15 protein-coding genes are annotated in these 17,869 nt (G+C 68.7%); 14 read left to right on the forward strand and 1 reads right to left on the reverse strand.

The window, feature by feature from the left end; genetic code table 11:
• Positions 1-75: 75 nt before the first annotated feature.
• The 14 genes from PX554_RS16245 to PX554_RS16310 all read left to right on the forward strand — a co-directional run bounded on the left by PX554_RS16245 (position 76) and on the right by PX554_RS16310 (position 15,316).
• Entirely contained in the window at positions 76-1,212 is a 1,137-nt protein-coding gene (locus tag PX554_RS16245; protein ID WP_275503473.1) for a bile acid:sodium symporter family protein, read from the forward strand.
• A complete protein-coding gene (locus tag PX554_RS16250) occupies positions 1,209-2,543 on the forward strand; it encodes an AtzE family amidohydrolase (RefSeq protein ID WP_275503475.1) in 1,335 nt (444 codons plus the stop codon). Before PX554_RS16245 ends, PX554_RS16250 begins: the two co-directional genes overlap by 4 nt.
• Positions 2,540-3,886: an NCS2 family permease gene (locus tag PX554_RS16255; RefSeq protein WP_275503477.1), complete on the forward strand. Its 1,347-nt coding sequence runs from the start codon at positions 2,540-2,542 to the stop codon at positions 3,884-3,886. Before PX554_RS16250 ends, PX554_RS16255 begins: the two co-directional genes overlap by 4 nt.
• Positions 3,883-5,466, forward strand: a complete 1,584-nt coding sequence (locus tag PX554_RS16260; protein ID WP_275503479.1) for a gamma-glutamyltransferase family protein — start codon at positions 3,883-3,885, stop codon at positions 5,464-5,466. The genes PX554_RS16255 and PX554_RS16260 overlap by 4 nt, the downstream gene beginning before the upstream one ends.
• Complete coding sequence (locus PX554_RS16265; RefSeq protein ID WP_275503482.1) at positions 5,460-6,866, forward strand: Zn-dependent hydrolase; 1,407 nt, start codon at positions 5,460-5,462, stop codon at positions 6,864-6,866. Before PX554_RS16260 ends, PX554_RS16265 begins: the two co-directional genes overlap by 7 nt.
• Before the next feature lie 50 nt (positions 6,867-6,916).
• Positions 6,917-8,098, forward strand: coding sequence for a pyridoxal-phosphate-dependent aminotransferase family protein (locus PX554_RS16270; RefSeq protein WP_275503837.1), 1,182 nt, complete (start codon positions 6,917-6,919; stop codon positions 8,096-8,098).
• Positions 8,099-8,195: 97 nt separating this feature from the next.
• A complete protein-coding gene (puuE, locus tag PX554_RS16275) occupies positions 8,196-9,092 on the forward strand; it encodes an allantoinase PuuE (protein ID WP_275503487.1) in 897 nt (298 codons plus the stop codon).
• Complete coding sequence (hpxZ, locus tag PX554_RS16280; protein ID WP_275503488.1) at positions 9,079-9,459, forward strand: oxalurate catabolism protein HpxZ; 381 nt, start codon at positions 9,079-9,081, stop codon at positions 9,457-9,459. Before puuE ends, hpxZ begins: the two co-directional genes overlap by 14 nt.
• A complete protein-coding gene (gene uraD / locus PX554_RS16285) occupies positions 9,456-9,908 on the forward strand; it encodes a 2-oxo-4-hydroxy-4-carboxy-5-ureidoimidazoline decarboxylase (protein ID WP_093224379.1) in 453 nt (150 codons plus the stop codon). The genes hpxZ and uraD overlap by 4 nt, the downstream gene beginning before the upstream one ends.
• Positions 9,905-11,320: an FAD/NAD(P)-binding protein gene (locus PX554_RS16290; RefSeq protein WP_275503492.1), complete on the forward strand. Its 1,416-nt coding sequence runs from the start codon at positions 9,905-9,907 to the stop codon at positions 11,318-11,320. Before uraD ends, PX554_RS16290 begins: the two co-directional genes overlap by 4 nt.
• Positions 11,317-11,646, forward strand: coding sequence for a hydroxyisourate hydrolase (uraH, locus tag PX554_RS16295; protein ID WP_275503494.1), 330 nt, complete (start codon positions 11,317-11,319; stop codon positions 11,644-11,646). The genes PX554_RS16290 and uraH overlap by 4 nt, the downstream gene beginning before the upstream one ends.
• 1 nt (position 11,647) lies before the next feature.
• On the forward strand, positions 11,648-12,934 hold the full coding sequence (gene guaD, locus PX554_RS16300; protein ID WP_275503496.1) for a guanine deaminase: 1,287 nt from the start codon (positions 11,648-11,650) through the stop codon (positions 12,932-12,934).
• Between the two features lie 193 nt (positions 12,935-13,127).
• Entirely contained in the window at positions 13,128-14,141 is a 1,014-nt protein-coding gene (locus PX554_RS16305; RefSeq protein WP_275503497.1) for an adenosine deaminase, read from the forward strand.
• A 113-nt stretch (positions 14,142-14,254) separates the two neighbouring features.
• On the forward strand, positions 14,255-15,316 hold the full coding sequence (locus PX554_RS16310; protein ID WP_275503499.1) for a nucleoside hydrolase: 1,062 nt from the start codon (positions 14,255-14,257) through the stop codon (positions 15,314-15,316).
• A 163-nt stretch (positions 15,317-15,479) separates the two neighbouring features.
• Here the strand turns inward: PX554_RS16310 and clpA are convergent, their stop codons facing one another.
• Complete coding sequence (gene clpA / locus PX554_RS16315; protein WP_275503501.1) at positions 15,480-17,798, reverse strand: ATP-dependent Clp protease ATP-binding subunit ClpA; 2,319 nt, start codon at positions 17,796-17,798, stop codon at positions 15,480-15,482.
• Positions 17,799-17,869: the final 71 nt, after the last annotated feature.

Genomic DNA, 17,869 nt, shown 5'->3' on the forward strand with positions numbered 1-17,869 from the left:
CTGCACGCTTTTTTGCAACGATCCGTGTCCGTCATTGTGTTGGATCGGTAGGGCGGGAGCGGGCATAGCGCGATGATGGGGCGCGCGTTCAAGCTGTTAGTGTCGATCGATCGGTTTCTGCTGCTGCTGATCGCGGTGGTGGTGGCGGCGTCGCTGGTGCCGGTGCGCGGCGCGGCGGCGGGCTGGGTCGATCTCGCCGCCGATCTCGCGATCGCGCTGCTGTTCTTCCTGCATGGTGCCAAGCTGTCGCGCGCGGCGATCGTGCAGGGGATCGGCAATCTCAAGCTGCACGCGTTGGTGCTCGCCTCGACCTATCTGCTGTTCCCGCTGCTCGGGTTGGCGCTGGTCGCGCTGTTGCACGGCTGGGGCAATCCGCTGCTGTTGTCCGGGCTGCTTTTCCTGACGTTGCTGCCATCCACCGTCCAATCCTCGATCGCGTTCACCGCGATCGCGCGTGGCAATGTCGCCGCCGCGGTGTGCAGCGCGTCGTTGTCCAATCTGCTCGGCATCTTCTTGACCCCGCTGCTGGTCGCGCTGTTCATGCAGGTCGATGGCACGGGTGCGGTGTCGTCGTGGCATTCGATCTGGACGATCGCGGTGCAATTGCTGCTGCCGTTCGTCGCAGGGCATCTGCTGCGCCCGGTGATCGGCGGGTTCGTCGATCGCAACAAGACGGTGCTGCAACCGGTCGATCGCGGGTCGATCCTGCTCGTCGTCTATTCGGCGTTCAGCGCGGCGGTGGTGAACGGCATCTGGACCCAGGTGAACGTCGCCGATCTTGCCGAACTGCTCGGGTTAAGTGCGGTACTGCTTGGGGCGGTGATGGGCGTGAACGTGCTGGCCGCGCGCATCGCGGGACTGTCGCGCGAGGATTTCATCGTACTGCTGTTTTGCGGATCGAAGAAGAGCCTTGCCTCGGGCGTGCCGATGGCGGGCGCGTTGTTCGCGCCGGCGCATGTCGGGATGATCGTGCTGCCGCTGATGATCTTCCACCAGTTGCAGTTGTTCGTCTGCGCGGCGCTGGCCGGGCGGTTCCGCAGCGCCGCCGAGGCGCGCGAGGCCGCAGTGGCGATCCCCCGCAGCGAGGCCGAGATCGCGGCGGCGGCGCAGGCGGCCGGGCTGGCGATCCCCGAGGCATGCCTGCCCGGCGTGACCGCCAACCTCGCCTTGCTCGATCGGCATGCGGCGACGCTGCGCGGCGCGCAACCATGAGGCAGGCGATCGACATCGCGGCCGATGTCCGCGCCGGGCGACTCACCGCATCGGCGGTCGTCGAGGCATGCCTCGGCGCGCTTGGCCGGGAGGGGTTCGTCGCCGTCACGCGTATTCTCGCCGATCGTGCGCGTGCCGAAGCGGCGGCGGTCGATGCGCAGATCGCCGCCGGGCGCGATCCGGGGCCGCTCGCGGGGGTGCCCTATGGCGTCAAGGATCTGTTCGACGTGGCGCGTCTGCCCACCACCGCCGGCTCGACGCTCTACGCCGATGCCGCACCGGCGCGCGACGACGCCGAAGCGATCAGGCGCCTGCGTGAAGCCGGCGCGGTGCTGGTCGCCACGCTCAACATGGACGAATTCGCCTATGGCTTCGCGACGATCAACGCGGCCTATGGCACCACGCGCAACCCGCACGATCCCGCCCGGCTGGCAGGCGGCTCGTCGGGCGGATCGGCGGCGGTGGTCGCGGCCGGGCTGCTGCCGTTCGCGCTCGGATCGGACACCAACGGCTCGATCCGCGTCCCCGCCAGCCTGACCGGCGTGTACGGCATCAAGGCCACGCATGATGCGCTGCCGATGGCGGGGGTGTTCCCGTTCGCGGAGAGTTTCGACGATATTGGGCCGTTCACAGTCTCGGTCGCCGATATGCGCCTGGTCTGGGACGTGCTGAGCGGAACCACCGCAGAGCCGACCGACGAACCGCTCCGCATCGCGCTGCTCGGCGGGCGTTTCCGCGAGAATGTCGATCCCGACCAGCTCGCCGCGATGGCCGCAATCGCGCCCGATGCGCCGGTGGTCGAGCTTCCCGACATCGCCCGCGCGCGCTCGGCGGCGTTCGTCATCACCGCGTATGAGGGCGGCAGGCTCCACCGCGCCGCGCTCGCCGAACATGCGATGGCGTTCGATCCGCAAGTCCGCGACCGGCTGATCGCGGGCGCGCTGCTTCCGAAAGCGCTGTATGACGAAGCGCAGGCGTTCCGCGCCGCGTTCAAGCAGCGCATCGCCGATCTGATCGCGCCGTATGACGTGCTGCTCGCGCCCGCCACGCCGTGCGTCGCGCCGCCGATCGCCGATCCGCGCATCCTGATCGACGGCGCGCTCAGTCCGGCGCGCGCCGATCTCGGCATTCACAGCCAGCCGATCAGCTTCCTCGGCCTGCCGTCGCTGGCGGTGCCGCTGCTGCGGCCGGGGCGGCTGCCGCTCGGGTTGCAGGTGATCGGCCGCGCCGGCAGCGAGCGGACGCTGTTCCGCTTCGCCGCGCGGCTGGAGGCGCAAGGGGTGGTCGGTGTTTCGGCGCCGACGGGGGTGTTGCAGGGGGAATTGGCATGAGCGAACCACAGGCGGCGGCGCCGGCATCGGCGGGCCCGCTCGAGCGCTATTTCGCGCTCGCGCAGCGCGGCACGACGGTGCGCACCGAGGTGCTGGCCGGGTTCACCACCTTCCTGACAATGGCCTATATCGTGCTGGTCAACCCGGCGATCCTCGGTCTTGCGGGCATGCCGGTCGCCTCGGTCGCGGCGGCGACGTGTTTCGCCGCCGCCTTCGCCTCGATCCTGATGGGGCTGGTCGCCAACACCCCGCTCGGGCTCGCGCCGGGCATGGGGCTCAACGCCTATTTCAGTTTCACCGTCGTCCAGCAGATGCACGTGCCCTGGCCGGTCGCGCTCGGCTGCGTGTTCATCTCGGGCGTCTGTTTCCTGGTGCTGACGCTGACCGGGGTCCGCCAGTTGATCGTCGCGGTGATCCCGACCTATCTGTTCGCCGCCGTCGCGGGTGGCATCGGTCTGTTCATCGGCTTCATCGGGCTGAAGGACGCCGGCATCGTCGTCGCCAATCCGGCGACCTTCGTCGCGCTCGGCAACCTGCGCGAGCCGGCTGCGGCGGTGGCGCTGTTCGGGCTGCTGCTGATCGGCGCGCTCAGCGTATGGGGGGTGCGCGGCGCGATGCTGATCGGCATCGTCGGCACGACGATCCTCGGCTGGCTGGCCGGGCTGGTCGCGTTCAAGCCCGATCCGTACAGCCTGTCGGCGCTGACCGGCACCGCGTTCAAGCTCGATCTGCCCGGCGTTTTCAAGCTCTCGGGCGGGGTGTTCGAGATCGTGTTCGTGTTCCTGTTCGTCGATCTGTTCGACAATATCGGCACGCTCGTCGCCGTCACCAAGCGCGCCGGGCTGATGGATGCCGCCGGGCGCATCCCCGGCCTCAACCGCATCCTCATCGCCGACGCGACTGCGACGATCGTCGGATCGATGGCGGGAACCAGCACCGTCACCTCCTATGTCGAGAGCGCGGCGGGGGTGCAGGCGGGCGGGCGCACCGGCTTGACGGCGGTCGTTACCGGGCTGTTGTTCTTCGCGACGATGTTCGTCGCGCCCTACGCGCAGATCGTGCCGCTCGCGGCGACCGCGCCCGCGCTCATCATCGTCGGCGGGCTGATGCTGCTGCCGCTGACCGAGGTCGAGTGGGAAGACCCGCTCTCGGCGATCCCGGCGTTCCTGACCGTGGCGATGATCCCGCTCACCTTCTCGATCGCCAACGGGCTTGCCTTCGGGATCACCGCGCACGCCGCGCTGAAGCTGCTGCGCGGCACGATCCGGCGGAGCGACTGGTTCCTGTTCGTGCTCGCCGCGCTGTTCGTGGTGCGGTTCGTGTGGATGAGCGCGGGGGCATGAGCCTCACGACCGTCACCGGCACGCGCGGCGTCGTCACCGCGCCACACCATCTCGCCGCCGAGGCGGGGGTGGCGGTGCTGCGCGACGGCGGCAGCGCGGTCGAGGCGTGCGTCGCGGTCGCGGCCTGCCTGGCGGTGGTCTATCCGCACATGACCGGACTCGGCGGTGACGGCTTCTGGCTGATCGCCGAACCGGGTGGCTGCGTCCATACGGTGCATGGCTGCGGCGCGGCGGCGGCGCGCGCCGATCTGTCGCTCTATGCCGGACTGGCGGCGGTGCCGACGCGTGGGGGCCTCGCGGCGAACACCGTGGCGGGCACGGTCTCGGGCTGGGCAGCGGCGCTGGCGGCGAGCGGCGGCACGCTGCCGCTCGCGCGGCTGCTGCGCGACGCGATCGGCCATGCCGAGGCGGGCGTCGCGGTGACGGCGGGCGGTGCCGCCATTGCCGCCGCCAAGGGTGCCGAACTGCGCGCCCAGCCCGGCGCCTATGCCAGCGTGTTCGAGCCCGCGGGGCGCCCGCTCGCCCAAGGCGATATCTTCACCCAGCCGCTGCTCGCCGAGACACTGCGCACGCTGGCGGCGGATGGCCTCGACGACTTCTACCATGGCGCGCTTGCCGAGCGGATCGCCGACGATCTCGCCGCGCTCGGCAGCCCGGTGTCGCGCGCCGATCTGGCGGCGCACCGTGCGACGGCCCCCGCGCCGCTGTCGGTGAAGATCGCCGGCGCGACGCTCTACAACACCGCGCCGCCGACGCAGGGGATCGCCTCGCTGCTGATCCTCGCGCTGTTCGACCGGCTGGAGGCGACCGAGGCCGACGGGTTCGACCATGTTCACGCGCTGGTCGAGGCGACCAAGCGGGCGTTCCGATGGCGCGACCAGCATTGCGGCGATCCCGACTGGATGCAGGGCGAGCCGCAGGCGCTGCTGGACGACGCCGACGCGCTCGACGCGCTGGCCGCCGATATCGACCCCGCGCATGCGCTGTCATGGCCGCAGCCGCCGCAGTGGGGCGATACCTGCTGGTTCGGCGCCGCCGATGCCGAGGGGCGCGTGGTGAGTTGCATCCAATCGACCTATTTCGAGTTCGGATCGGGGCTGGTGCTGCCGCAGACCGGCATCACCTGGCAGAATCGCGGCAGTTCGTTCCGGCTTGCCGAGGGTGGCTGGAACGCATTGAAGCCCGGCCGCAAGCCGTTCCACACGCTCAACCCGGCACTCGCGCGCTTCGACGATGGCCGGGTGATGGCCTATGGCACCATGGGCGGCGAGGGCCAGCCGCAGACCCAGGCCGCGCTGTTCACGCGCTATGCACGCTACGGTGTGGATGTGCAGGCCGCGATCCGCGCCCCGCGCTGGCTGCTCGGGCGCACCTGGGGCGAGCAATCGACCACGCTCAAGCTGGAAGACGGTTTCGACGACACGCTCTACGCGGCGCTCGCGGCGGCGGGGCACGATGTCGAGCGCGTCGGCGCGCTGACCGCGATGATGGGCCATGCCGGCGCGATCGTCCGCCACGGCGACGGCGCGCTCGAGGGTGCGACCGATCCGCGCAGCGACGGCGGGGTGGTGGCATGGTAGGCGGCGCACGCGCGGTGGCGCGCTGCGACGCGCTGGGGGGCGCACCATACAGCGACATGCCGGACGGGCTGTATCGCGGCTATCTGACGCCCGCTTACGCCGCCGCGCAGGACGCACTCGCCGGCTGGATGGCGGACGCTGGCATGACGGTGCGCCGCGACCCCGCCGCCAATCTGATCGGCCACTATGCGGGCACCGACGTGCAGGCGCCGGCGTTGCTGATCGGCAGCCACCTCGACAGCGTGCGCGATGGCGGGCGCTACGACGGGCCGCTCGGCATCCTGCTGGGGATCGAGGCGGTCGCGGCGCTGCACGCCGCCGGGCGACGCATGCGCTTCCCGATCGAGGTGATCGCGTTCGGTGACGAGGAAGGCTCGCGCTTCCCCGCCGCGATGCTGACCAGCCGGGCGGTGGCGGGGACGCTGGATGTGGCCGCGCTGGAGGTGGCGGATGCGGATGGAGTGACGCTGGCCGAGGCGCTGGCCACCCTCCCGCCGTTCGTGCTGAGCGAAGTCGAAGCACAGATCCCAGGCGCAGCGCTCGCGGCCCGTGCTTCGACTTCGCTCAGCACGAACGGGGACGAGGATGCCCTCGCCGCAAACCGTCACCCCAGCGCAAGCTGGGGTCTCCCGGGGGAGGGCGCGTCCGCGCCGCAAAAGACCCCAGCTTCCGCTGGGGTGACGGCGTTCGGAGAGGCACGCATCCCGGAAGCGCTCGCCTATCTCGAAGCCCATATCGAGCAAGGCCCGGTCCTCGAAGCCGAGGGGCTCGCGGTCGGCACGGTCACCGGCATCGCCGCGCAGCTTCGTTTGCAGGCGAGCGTGATCGGCGTCGCCGGCCACGCCGGCACGGCGTCGATGCCGCTGCGCCGCGACGCGCTCGCCGGTGCGGCCGAAATGATGCTCGCGATCGAGCGCATCGCCCGCGCCGACGCCTCCGATCTCGTCGCGACCGTGGGCAGGATCGAGGCGCTGCCCGGCGCCGCCAACGTGATCCCGGGCACGGTGCGCTTCACGATCGATATCCGCTCAGGCGATCCCGCGCGGCGGGACCGCGCCGCCGAAGCGATTCTGGATGCGATCGCCGCCATCGCGGATGCACGCGGCCTCGACTTCGACGTCGATCATATCCACGATCTCCCCGCCAGTCCGTGCGATCCCGCGTTGATGGACCTGCTCGATGCGGCCACCGCCGCTGCCGGCCAGCCGATGCGCCGGCTCGTCTCGGGTGCGGGGCATGACGCGATGGTGATGGCGGCGCTGTGCCCGACCGCGATGCTGTTCGTCCGTTGCAGGGGCGGCATCAGCCACAACCCCGCCGAGCATGTCGACCCCGCCGACGCCGAGATCGCGTTGCGGGTGATGCTCGGCTTCATCGAACGCCTCGGAGATGCCGCGTGACCCTCGACCCCCTCCTGTTCGGCGAGATCGACCCGCCGCAGCGGCTGCTGATGGGGCCTGGCCCGGTCAACGCGCATCCGCGCGTGCTGCGCGCGATGTCGGCGGATCTGCTCGGCCAGTTCGATCCCGAGATGACCGGCTATATGAACCAGGTGATGGCGCTCTATCGCCCGATCTTCGGGACGCAGAACCGCTGGACGATGCTGATCGACGGCACCGCGCGCGCGGGGATCGAGGCGGCGCTGGTCAGCCTCGTCGCGCCGGGCGATACCGTGCTCGTGGTCGATTTCGGCCGGTTCGGGCTGCTGCTCCAGGAGATCCTCGGCCGCATCGGCGCACGCATCGAGACGGTCGATGCACCCTGGGGTGAGACCGTTCCGCTCGACGCGATCGCCGCCGCGATCGCGCGCACCGCGCCGAAACTGGTCGCGACCGTCCACGGCGACACCTCGACCACGATGGCGCAACCGCTCGATGGGCTGGGCGCGCTGTGCCACGCGGCGGGGGCGCTGCTCTATGTCGACGCCACCGCGACGCTCGGCGGGATGGCGATCGCCACCGATCACTGGGGGGCGGATATCGTCACCGGCGGTTTGCAGAAATGCCTCGGCGGCCCGTCCGGCTCGGCGCCGATCACGATCTCCGATGCCGCCGCCGAGCACATCTTCGCGCGCCGCCATACCGAGGCGGGCATTCGCGCGGCGGATATGGTGGATGGCAACGGTCCGCGCATCGGCTCGAACTATTTCGATCTCGCGATGATTATGGATTACTGGTCCGAAAAGCGGCTCAACCACCACACCGAGGCGACCTCGATGCTGTATGCGGCACGCGAATGCGCGCGCGTTGCGCTCGGCGAGGGGCTCGAGGCGCGCTATGCCCGCCACGCCGCTGCGGGCCGGGCGGTGACGGCGGGGCTGCGCGCGATGGGGCTCACCGTGTTCGGCGACGACCGCTTCCGCATGACCAACGTGACGGGCGTCTACATCCCCGAGAGCGTTGACGGCGAACGCGTCCGCGCGGCGATGCGCGACCATTTCGAGATCGAGATCGGCACCGCCTTCGGCCCGCTAGCCGGCCGAATCTGGCGGATCGGTGCGATGGGCTACAATGCGATGAAGCATAAGGTGCTGATTACCTTGGGCGCGCTCGAGGCGTGCCTGCGCGCGGAGGGGTTCGTGCTGCCGGCGGGGGCGGCGGTGACGGCAGCGCTTGAGGCTTGGGAGGCGTGAGGGCGCTACGTCCGTTCGTCCCGAGCGAAGTCGAGGGACATACGCCACATCGGGGCCTCGACTGCGCTCGGCCCGAACGGATGCGGGCGGGCGGGGCATGACCGCCCCGCGCGATCTGATCGGCTATGGCGCCACCCCGCCCGATCCGCGCTGGCCCGGCGGCGCGCGCGTCGCCGTCCAGTTCGTCGTCAATTACGAGGAGGGCGCCGAGAACAGCGTGCTCAACGGCGATGCTGGATCCGAGAAATTCCTCTCCGAAATGGTCGGTGCGGCCAGCCACCCCGCGCGCGCGATGGCGATGGAGAGCCTCTACGAATATGGCAGCCGCGCCGGGTTCTGGCGGCTGCACCGGCTGTTCACCGCGCGCAACCTGCCCGTCACCGTGTTCGGCGTCGCCAAGGCGCTGGAGATGAACCCACAGGCCATCGAAGCGATGCTAGCTGCGGATTGGGAAATCGCCAGCCACGGGCTGCGCTGGATCGATTATCAGGACGTGCCCGAAGCCACCGAACGCGCCCACATCGCCGAGGCGATCGCGCTGCATACGCGGCTGACCGGCAGCCGCCCTCTCGGTTGGTATCAGGGCCGCACTTCGCCCAACACCGCGCGGCTGATCGTCGAGGAAGGCGGCTTCGTCTATGATGCCGACAGCTACGCCGACGACCTGCCCTATTACGACACCCGCTTCGGCGCGCCGCAACTGATCGTGCCCTATACGCTCGACGTCAACGACATGAAGATCGTCGCCTTGAACGGCTTCACCGAGGGCGAGCAGTTCTTCCGCTATTTGCGCGACACGTTCGACCAGCTTCGTGAGGAAGGTGGGCGGATGATGTCGGTCGGGCTGCATGCGCGCGTCGCCGGGCGGCCGGGCCGCGCGCGGGCGCTGGCGCGCTTCCTCGATCATGTCCTCGCGAGCGGCGACGCCTGGGTCGCGCGCCGCATCGACATCGCCCGTCACTGGCTGGAGGTTCACCCGTATGAAAATCGATGATCCGGCTCTGCTCGCCGAAGTGACCGAAGCGTTCCACGCCTATGAACGCGCGCTGATGGCCGACGACGTGCCGACGATGGACGCACTGTTCCACGACGCGCCGACCACCAACCGCTATGGTGTCGGCGAGGTGCTGTACGGCATCGACGAGATCCGCGAATTCCGCAAAGGCCGGGGCGGCTCGCCGCAGCGCAGGCTCGGGCGGGTCGCGATCACCGTCTATGGCGACAGCTTCGCCACCGCCGACGCCGAATTCTTCCGCGAGAACAGCGACCGGCGCGGTCGCCAGACGCAGGCGTGGGTCAAGTTCGCCGATGGCTGGAAGGTCGTTTCGGCGCATGTCAGCCTGGAGGGGAGCACACATTGAGCACCCATCATGAGCCGCTCTTCGAACATAGCCCTTGGGTGGAGGCGCGCGCCGATGCGCGGCCCTCGACCGGCAACCGCTACCATGACCTGATGGAAGTGGTGTACGATGCCACCCGAGCCGAGAAGGTGGCGCTGATCCGCGCGCACCCCGAGCTTGCCGGCAGGACCGCGATCGACGGCACGCTGAGCGAGGCTTCGGCGGCCGAGCAGGCGTCGGCGGGGCTCGACCGGCTCACGCCCGGCGAGTTCGAGCTTTTCCACGCGCTCAACGCCGCCTATCGCGAGAAATTCGACTTCCCCTTCGTGATCTGCGTGCGGCTGACCGACAAGGCCGGCATCCTCGCCGCGATGGAGCGCCGGCTCGCGCATGATCGCGAGACCGAAATCGCCACCGCCATCGCCGAGATCGGCAAGATCGTGCTGCTGCGGATGGAAGACGAAGCGTGACCCTCGCCGCGCTCGAGGCCGATCTCGCGCGCCAGCTCGCGCTCATCGGCCACGGCGGCGCCGACTGGACGCGCCCGCGCACGCATCCCGACGGCCATGTCTATGACGTGGTGATCGTCGGCGGCGGCCAGAGCGGGCTTGCCGCCGCATTCGGGCTGTTGCGCGAGCGGGTCTCGAACATCCTCGTGCTCGACGAGAATCCGCCCGGCCTCGAAGGCCCGTGGGAAACCTATGCGCGGATGCTGACGCTGCGTACCCCCAAGGGGCTCAACCCGATCGACTTCGGCGTGCCCGCGCTCACCTACCGGGCATGGTGGGAGGCGCAGCACGGCGCGGCGGGCTGGGCGGCGGTCGACAAGATCGCGCGTGGCGACTGGATGGCGTATCTGCGCTGGTATCGCCGCGTGCTCGCGCTGCCGGTGCGCAACGCGTGCCGGCTCGCGACGATCGAGCCGCTCGGCGGCGGATTGCACCGCCTCCACCTCGCCGAAGGCGCGCCGCTCCTCACAAGGAAGGTCGTGCTGGCGACCGGCATCCAGGGTGGCGGCGAATGGCACACGCCCGCGATGATCCGCGACGCCCTGCCGCGCGGCCGCTACGCGCACACCAGCGAGCCGATCGATTACGCCGCGCTCGCCGGCAAGCGCATCGGCATCCTCGGCGGCGGCGCATCGGCGTTCGACAATGCCAATGCCGCGCTGACGATGGGCGTGGCCGCAGCGCATGTGTTCATCCGGCGCGGGGCGCTGCCGCGGATCAACCCGATCCGCTTCATGGAGCGGGTGGGCTTCACCGGCCGCTATCCGGCGCTTTCGGACGCCGAGAAATATGCGGTGATGGCGAGCTTCCTCGGGCATAACCAGCCGCCGACCAACGACACGTTCACGCGGGCCGCCGCATGGCCGGGTTTCGAACTCCATCTCGGCGCGCCGTGGCTGTCGGTGGCGGAGGAAGGCGGCGTGGTCCGCGTGACGACGCCGCACGGCAGCCACGATTTCGATTTCGTCGTGCTCTCGACCGGTCTCGTCAGCGATCCCGGCCTGCGCCCCGAACTGCGGCTGGTGGCGGACAAGATCGCGCGCTGGGCGGATCGCTTCGCGCCCGCGCCGGGTGCCGAGAACGCGCTGATCGACGCGCATCCCTATCTCGGGCCCGGCTTCGAACTGCTGCCGCGCGACGCCGCCGATGCCGACGCGCTCCACGGCCTGTTCGCGTTCAACTATTCCGCGCTCATCAGCCTAGGTCTGTCCGCATCCGCGCTCTCGGGCCTCCAGACCGCGCTGCCGCGCGTGGTGAAGGGGGTCGCCGATCAACTGTTCCTCGATGATCGGGAGCAACTCGTCGCCGATCTGATCGCTTATGAGGAAGCCGAGTTCCTCGGCGAATGGCCGCCCGAAAGGCCCACCGCATGACCAGCCTGTCGACGCACGTGCTCGATACCGCGCACGGTCGCCCCGCCGCCGGCGTCGCGCTGCGGCTGCTCGGCGCGGGCGGCGGCGTGCTGTTCACCGGCGAAACCAACGCCGATGGCCGCTGCCCCGGCCTCCCCGCCGTCGATGCCGGCCGCTACCGTCTCGAATTTGCGACCGCCGCCTATTTCCGGGGGCAGGGGGTGACGCTTGCCGATCCGCCGTTCCTCGACGTGATCGCGATCGACTTCGGCGTCGCTGCGGGCGGCCATTATCATGTGCCACTGCTCGTCTCGCCCTATAGCTATTCGACCTATCGCGGCAGTTGAGATGACGCTCAAAGCCTTTCGCGGCGAACTGCTGTCGGTGCCGCGCGATCCGCGCCACGATGTGGATGCCGTGCGCCACGAGCCCGACGGGCTGCTCCTCGTCGAGGACGGGATTGTCGTCGCGCGCGGAGCGTACGCCGCGCTCGCCGAACGCTTCGCCGGTATCGTTGTCGAGTCGCTCCCCGGACTGATCGTGCCGGGGTTCATCGACGCGCACGTCCATTATCCGCAGATGGACCGGATCGCGTCGCACGGTGAGCAGTTGCTCGACTGGCTGACTCGCCACATCTTCCCCGCCGAGACGGCCTTCGCCGATCGCGCCCACGCCGACGCCGTGGCCGATGCGTTTCTCACTGAGCTGCTGCGCAACGGCACGACCAGCGCCTTGGTGTTCCCGACCGTCCACGAACAGTCGGTCGATGCGCTGTTCGCGGCGGCGCTGGCGCGACGGATGCGGATCGTCTCGGGCAAGGTGCTGATGGACCTCGGGCCAACGGGTCTCGCCGACACGCCAGAGACCGCGCGCGCCGAGAGCGAAGCGCTGATCGCGCGCTGGCGCGGGCGCGGGCGGCTCGGCTATGCGGTGACGCCAAGGTTCGCGCTCACGTCGTCGGACGCGCAGTTGCACGTCGCGGGCGATCTGCTCGCCGCCCACCCGGACGTGTTGTTGCACACGCACCTCGCCGAGAATGTGCGCGAATGCGAGGCGGTCGCCGCGCGCTTCCCCGATGCCTATCATTATCTCGACGCTTATGATCGCTTCGGGCTGGTGACGCCGCGTTCGGTGTTCGCGCATGGCGTTCACCTCTCCGACCGAGCCTGCACACGGCTGGCCCAGACCGGCGCGGGGATCGCGGTGTGCCCGAGTTCGAACCTGTTCCTCGGCTCGGGCTTTTTCGATTTCGGGCAGGCCGACGCCCATGGCGTTACGCTGGGCCTTGGCACCGATGTCGGGGCGGGGACGACCTTCTCGATGCTTCACACGGCGGGCCTTGCCTATCAGGCGGCTTTGGCGCGCGATTACCCGCTCGATCCGTTTCGCGCGCTGTATCTGGCGACGGCGGGGAGTGCAGCGCTGCTCCACATCGCCGATCGCGTCGGCGCGTTGGAGATCGGGCAGGAAGCCGATTTCGTCGTGCTCGACTGCGCCGCGACCCCGCTGCTCGCGCGCCGCACGGCGGGGGTGGGGCTGGCGGAGCGGCTGTTCGCGCTCCAGATCCTCGGCGATGATCGTGCGATCGCGCGGACCTATGTGATGGGGAACTGCGCGTGGAGTCGTTCCGCGTGAATCCCTCTCCCCTTGGGAGAGGGAAGGGGCCGCCGCGCAGCGGTGGGAAGGGTGAGGGTGATCCTGCCCTCACCCTTCCGCCGGCTACGCCGGCTCCCTCCCTCTCCCACAGGGAGAGGGACATGGTTTTGCGCAACGCCGTCGCACAATCATTGCATTTGATGCCGCACCGCAGCGACCCTAAGCTGCCCGCATGACCGATCTCGACACCTTCATCACCGGCTTGCCCAAGGCCGAACTCCACCTCCATATCGAGGGCAGTCTCGAACCCGAGTTGATGGTCGCGCTCGCCAAGCGCAACGGGGTGACGATCCCGTATGCGTCGGTCGAGGAGGTTCGCGCGGCCTATGCGTTCGGCAACCTTCAGGATTTCCTCGACATCTATTATGCTGGGGCGGACGTGCTGCGCACGGCTCAAGATTTCCACGATCTCGCCGCCGCCTATTTCGATCGCGCCGCCGCCGATGGCGTCCTCCACGCGGAGATCATGTTCGATCCGCAGACGCACACCGCGCGCGGCGTCGCGTTCGCGACGGTGATCGAAGGGCTGCTCGCGGGCATGGCCGAGGCCGAGGCGAAGCACGGCATCACCAGCAGCCTCATCATGAGCTTTCTGCGCCACCTGAGCGAGGAGGAGGCATTCGCGACGCTCGCCGAGGCCGGGCCGTGGCTTGATCGGATCGCGGCGGTGGGGCTCGATTCGTCCGAGGTTGGCCACCCGCCCGAGAAGTTCGCGCGCGTCTTCGCCGCAGCGCGCGCGAAGGGCCTCAAGCTGGTCGCGCACGCCGGCGAGGAAGGGCCGCCCGCCTATGTCTGGGAGGCGCTCGATCTGCTCAATGTCGATCGCATCGACCACGGCAACCGCGCGCTCGAAGACGATGCGCTGGTCGCGCGGCTCGCGGCGGAGGGGATGACTTTGACGGTTTGCCCGCTCTCCAACCTCAAATTGTGCGTCGTGCCCGAGATCGCAGCCCACCCGATCGACCGGATGCTCGCGCTTGGCCTCAAGGCCACCGTCAACTCGGACGATCCCGCGTATTTCGGCGGCTATGTCGCTGACAATTACCGCGCGATCGCGGGCGGACGCGGTCTGGACCGCGCCGCATTGGCAACGCTGGCGCGCAACAGCTTCACCGGATCGTTCCTGCCGGCGGAGGCGGTGGCGGCGCACCTCGCGCGGATCGATGCGTTCGTGGCGGCGCAGTGATGCCTCCAGTGTCTGTTCTCCCGCGAACGCGGGAGCCCAGGGCCAAACAGCGCCAGCGTTCGTGGCTCTGGACCCCCGCTTTCGCGGGGGAACTGGTATGTGTGGCGCTGGCGTTGCTCTTCGCCATCGGCTCCGCGCACGCCGATACGCCCAAGCGCAAGGTCATCATCGACGACGAGGGTTTCGGGCTGATGCACCTGATGCTGCTCGAAGATCCTGATGTCGAAGTGCTCGGCCTCACCACCGTCTCCGGCAATGTCTGGGCGAATCGCGCGACCGCGATGGCGCTGCGCGGGCTTGAGATCGCGCACCGCACCGACGTGCCGGTGGTGCAGGGCGCGACCTTTCCGCTCATCAACACCGAGGCGGCGACGGAGCGGTGGGAGACGCTGTACGGCAAGCTCACCTGGAAGGGCGCGTGGATGAAGCATTGGGTCGAGCCGACCCAGCAAAGCACGCCCGCCTATTTCGGCCCGAACGATCCGGTCGATCTGCGCGGCGGCAACCCCACGCACAAGGCGGCCGACGAGATCGCCGCCAATTTCCTGATCCGCATGGTGCATCGTTACCCCGGCGAGGTGACGATCCTGGCGGCGGGGCCGTTCACCAACCTGGCGCTGGCGCAGCGGCTCGATCCGGCGTTCGCGGGGCTGGCCAAGGAATTGGTTTATATGGGCGGCAGCCTCAACCCGCATCAGGTGCTGACCGGCACCTCGGCGAGCGATTTCGCGCGCGAATATACCAACACGCCGCGCCGCGAGTTCAATGCGCGCTTCGATCCCGAGGCGGCGAGCATCGTCGCGCGCGCGCCGTGGCGGAAGATCGTCGCGGTGCCGGTCGATCCCTCGACCGCGACCGAGCTCAGCGCGGCGCTGCTCGCGCGGCTGGCGAAGGTGGCGCCGCCCGACGTGGCGAAATTCATCGCGGGGATGGAGCCGGGTTTTCCGCTGTGGGATGAGACGGCGGCGGCGGTGTGGCTCGATCCGTCGATCGTGACCGAACGGGAGACGTTGTTCGTGGATTACGACACCGTCTTCTCGGCCGGCTATGGCGATATGCAGTCATGGCGCGACGGCTATCAGCCGGGCCTGGGCGAGCAAAAGGCCGAGGTGGTGCGCGCGGTCGATCCCAAGCGGCTCGAAGCGCTGATGGTGCGGGAGATGTCCCGGAAGTAACTCTCCGTTCGCCCCGAGCGAAGTCGAGGGGCGAGTCCGGAACGCAGGTGCCTCGACTTCGCTCGGCACGAGCGGTTTGGATTAGAGTACGATCCACGAACGGCTTGGGTTGACGTGGGACCGCAGAAAACAGGCCCGGTCTCGCGACCGGGCCCGTCCATGTTCACTCCGTCGGGGTCACCGCCTTCGGCGCCGACTTGCCCTTCTTCGGCTTCTTCGGCGCGGCCGGCACGATCTCGAAGGCGAGCGCGCCGTCCTTCATCTTCACGCTGACCTCGCCGCCGTGCACCAGCTTGCCGAACAGCAGTTCCTCGGCGAGCGGCTGCTTGATCTTCTCCTGGATCAAACGGCCCATCGGGCGCGCGCCGTAGAGCCTGTCATAGCCCTTGGCGGTGAGCCACGTCTTCGCCTCGTCGTCGAGGTTGATGTGGACGCCGCGATCGGCGAGCTGCAGTTCGAGCTGGAGGATGAACTTGTCCACCACCCGCGCGACCACCTCGGTCGGAAGGTATCCGAACGGCACGATCGCATCGAGCCGGTTGCGGAACTCGGGGCTGAACATCTTCTGCACCGCCTGCTCGTCCTCGCCCTCGCGGGTGAGATTGCCGAAGCCCAATGTCTCGCGCGCCATGTCGGAGGCGCCCGCATTGGTCGTCATGATGAGGATGACGTTGCGGAAATCGACCGTCTTGCCATGCTGGTCGGTCAGGCGCCCGTTGTCCATCACCTGCAACAGGATGTTGAACAGGTCGGGATGCGCCTTCTCGATCTCGTCGAGCAGCAACACGCAATGCGGTTGCTGATCGACCGCGTCGGTGAGCAGGCCGCCCTGATCGAAGCCGACATAGCCCGGAGGCGCGCCGATCAGCCGCGAGACCGAATGCCGCTCCATATATTCGCTCATGTCGAAGCGCTGGAGCGGGATGCCCATGATCGTGGCGAGCTGCTTGGCGACTTCGGTCTTGCCGACGCCGGTCGGGCCGGTGAACAGATAGTTGCCGATCGGCTTTTCGGGATCGCGCAGGCCCGCACGGCTGAGCTTGATCGCCGAGGCGAGCTTCTCGATCGCCTCATTCTGGCCGAACACCACCCGCTTCAGATCGATTTCGAGCGATTCGAGCGCCTTGGTGTCGTCGGTCGAGACCGATTTCGGCGGGATGCGCGCCATCGTCGCGATCACGGCTTCGATTTCGCGGCTGGTGATCGTCTTCTTGCGCTTGCCGAGCGGCACCAGCATCTGCATCGCGCCGACTTCGTCGATCACGTCGATCGCCTTGTCGGGCAGCTTGCGGTCGTTGATGTAGCGCGCGCTGAGCTCCACCGCCGATTTGATCGCGTCGGGCGTGTATTTGACCTTATGATGGTCCTCGAACGCGGAGCGCAGCCCGGCGAGGATCTTGATCGTATCCTCGATCGTCGGCTCGTTGACGTCGATCTTCTGGAACCGGCGCAGCAGCGCGCGATCCTTCTCGAAGTGGTTGCGGAACTCCTTGTAGGTGGTCGAGCCGATACAGCGGATCGTGCCGCCCGACAAAGCCGGCTTGAGCAGGTTCGACGCGTCCATCGCGCCGCCGCTGGTCGCGCCCGCGCCGATGACGGTGTGGATCTCGTCGATGAACAGCACCGCATGCGGCAGCTTCTCGAGTTCGTTGACGACCGCCTTCAGCCGCTCCTCGAAATCGCCGCGATAGCGCGTGCCCGCGAGCAAAGCGCCCATGTCGAGCGAATAGATCACCGCCGGCAGCAGCACCTCGGGCACGTCGCCCTCGACGATCTTGCGCGCCAGGCCCTCGGCGATCGCGGTCTTGCCGACGCCGGGATCGCCCACATAGAGCGGGTTGTTCTTCGAGCGGCGGCACAGGATCTGCACCGTGCGATCGACCTCGGGGCCGCGCCCGATCAGCGGATCGACCTTGCCGCTCTTCGCCTTCTCGTTGAGATCGACGGTGAACTGCTTCAGCGCGCTCTCCGCCTTGCCCTTGGCCTCGGCCTTGGGCTTTTCCTCCTCGGCGCCCTTCACTTCGCGCGGCTCGGGGGCGGCGCCGCCTTTGCCGACGCCATGCGAGATGAAGCTGACGGCATCGAGACGGCTCATGTCCTGCTGCTGGAGGAAATAGACGGCATAGCTCTCGCGTTCGGAGAACAGGGCGACGAGCACGTTGGCGCCCGTCACCTCGTCCCGGCCGGACGACTGGACGTGCAGGATCGCGCGCTGCACGACGCGCTGGAAGCCGCTGGTCGGCGACGGATCGGTCGCGGTGTCGACCTTGAGCGCTTCGAGTTCGGTATCGAGATAGTGCGCGACGGTGGTCTTGAGTTCGCCGAGCTCGACCCCGCATGACGCCATCACCTTCGAGGCGTGCTCGTCATCGACCAGGGCAAGCAGCAGATGCTCGAGCGTGGCATATTCGTGGCGCCGCGACGACGCGGCTTCAAGCGCCTTGTGGAGCGTGGTTTCCAGCGCGGAGGCGAAAGAGGGCATTATGGTACTCCATGCGGGCCGCAAGCAGACGCGCGGCCCTTTCCGACTATGTTGGAAGGCGAGGGGTTCGC

The organism is Sphingomonas pollutisoli, from assembly GCF_029167165.1.
GTDB lineage: Bacteria > Pseudomonadota > Alphaproteobacteria > Sphingomonadales > Sphingomonadaceae > Sphingomonas > Sphingomonas pollutisoli.

Excerpts from the sequence above, each read along its gene's own strand:
- PX554_RS16245 (WP_275503473.1), top strand. The coding sequence starts at position 76 with ATGGGGCGCGCGTTCAAGCTGTTAGTGTCGATCGATCGGTTTCTGCTG.
- PX554_RS16250 (WP_275503475.1), top strand. The coding sequence starts at position 1,209 with ATGAGGCAGGCGATCGACATCGCGGCCGATGTCCGCGCCGGGCGACTC.
- PX554_RS16255 (WP_275503477.1), top strand. The coding sequence starts at position 2,540 with ATGAGCGAACCACAGGCGGCGGCGCCGGCATCGGCGGGCCCGCTCGAG.
- PX554_RS16260 (WP_275503479.1), top strand. The coding sequence starts at position 3,883 with ATGAGCCTCACGACCGTCACCGGCACGCGCGGCGTCGTCACCGCGCCA.
- PX554_RS16265 (WP_275503482.1), top strand. The coding sequence starts at position 5,460 with ATGGTAGGCGGCGCACGCGCGGTGGCGCGCTGCGACGCGCTGGGGGGC.
- PX554_RS16270 (WP_275503837.1), top strand. The coding sequence starts at position 6,917 with ATGGGGCCTGGCCCGGTCAACGCGCATCCGCGCGTGCTGCGCGCGATG.
- puuE (WP_275503487.1), top strand. The coding sequence starts at position 8,196 with ATGACCGCCCCGCGCGATCTGATCGGCTATGGCGCCACCCCGCCCGAT.
- hpxZ (WP_275503488.1), top strand. The coding sequence starts at position 9,079 with ATGAAAATCGATGATCCGGCTCTGCTCGCCGAAGTGACCGAAGCGTTC.
- uraH (WP_275503494.1), top strand. The coding sequence starts at position 11,317 with ATGACCAGCCTGTCGACGCACGTGCTCGATACCGCGCACGGTCGCCCC.
- guaD (WP_275503496.1), top strand. The coding sequence starts at position 11,648 with ATGACGCTCAAAGCCTTTCGCGGCGAACTGCTGTCGGTGCCGCGCGAT.
- PX554_RS16305 (WP_275503497.1), top strand. The coding sequence starts at position 13,128 with ATGACCGATCTCGACACCTTCATCACCGGCTTGCCCAAGGCCGAACTC.
- clpA (WP_275503501.1), bottom strand. The coding sequence starts at position 17,798 with ATGCCCTCTTTCGCCTCCGCGCTGGAAACCACGCTCCACAAGGCGCTT.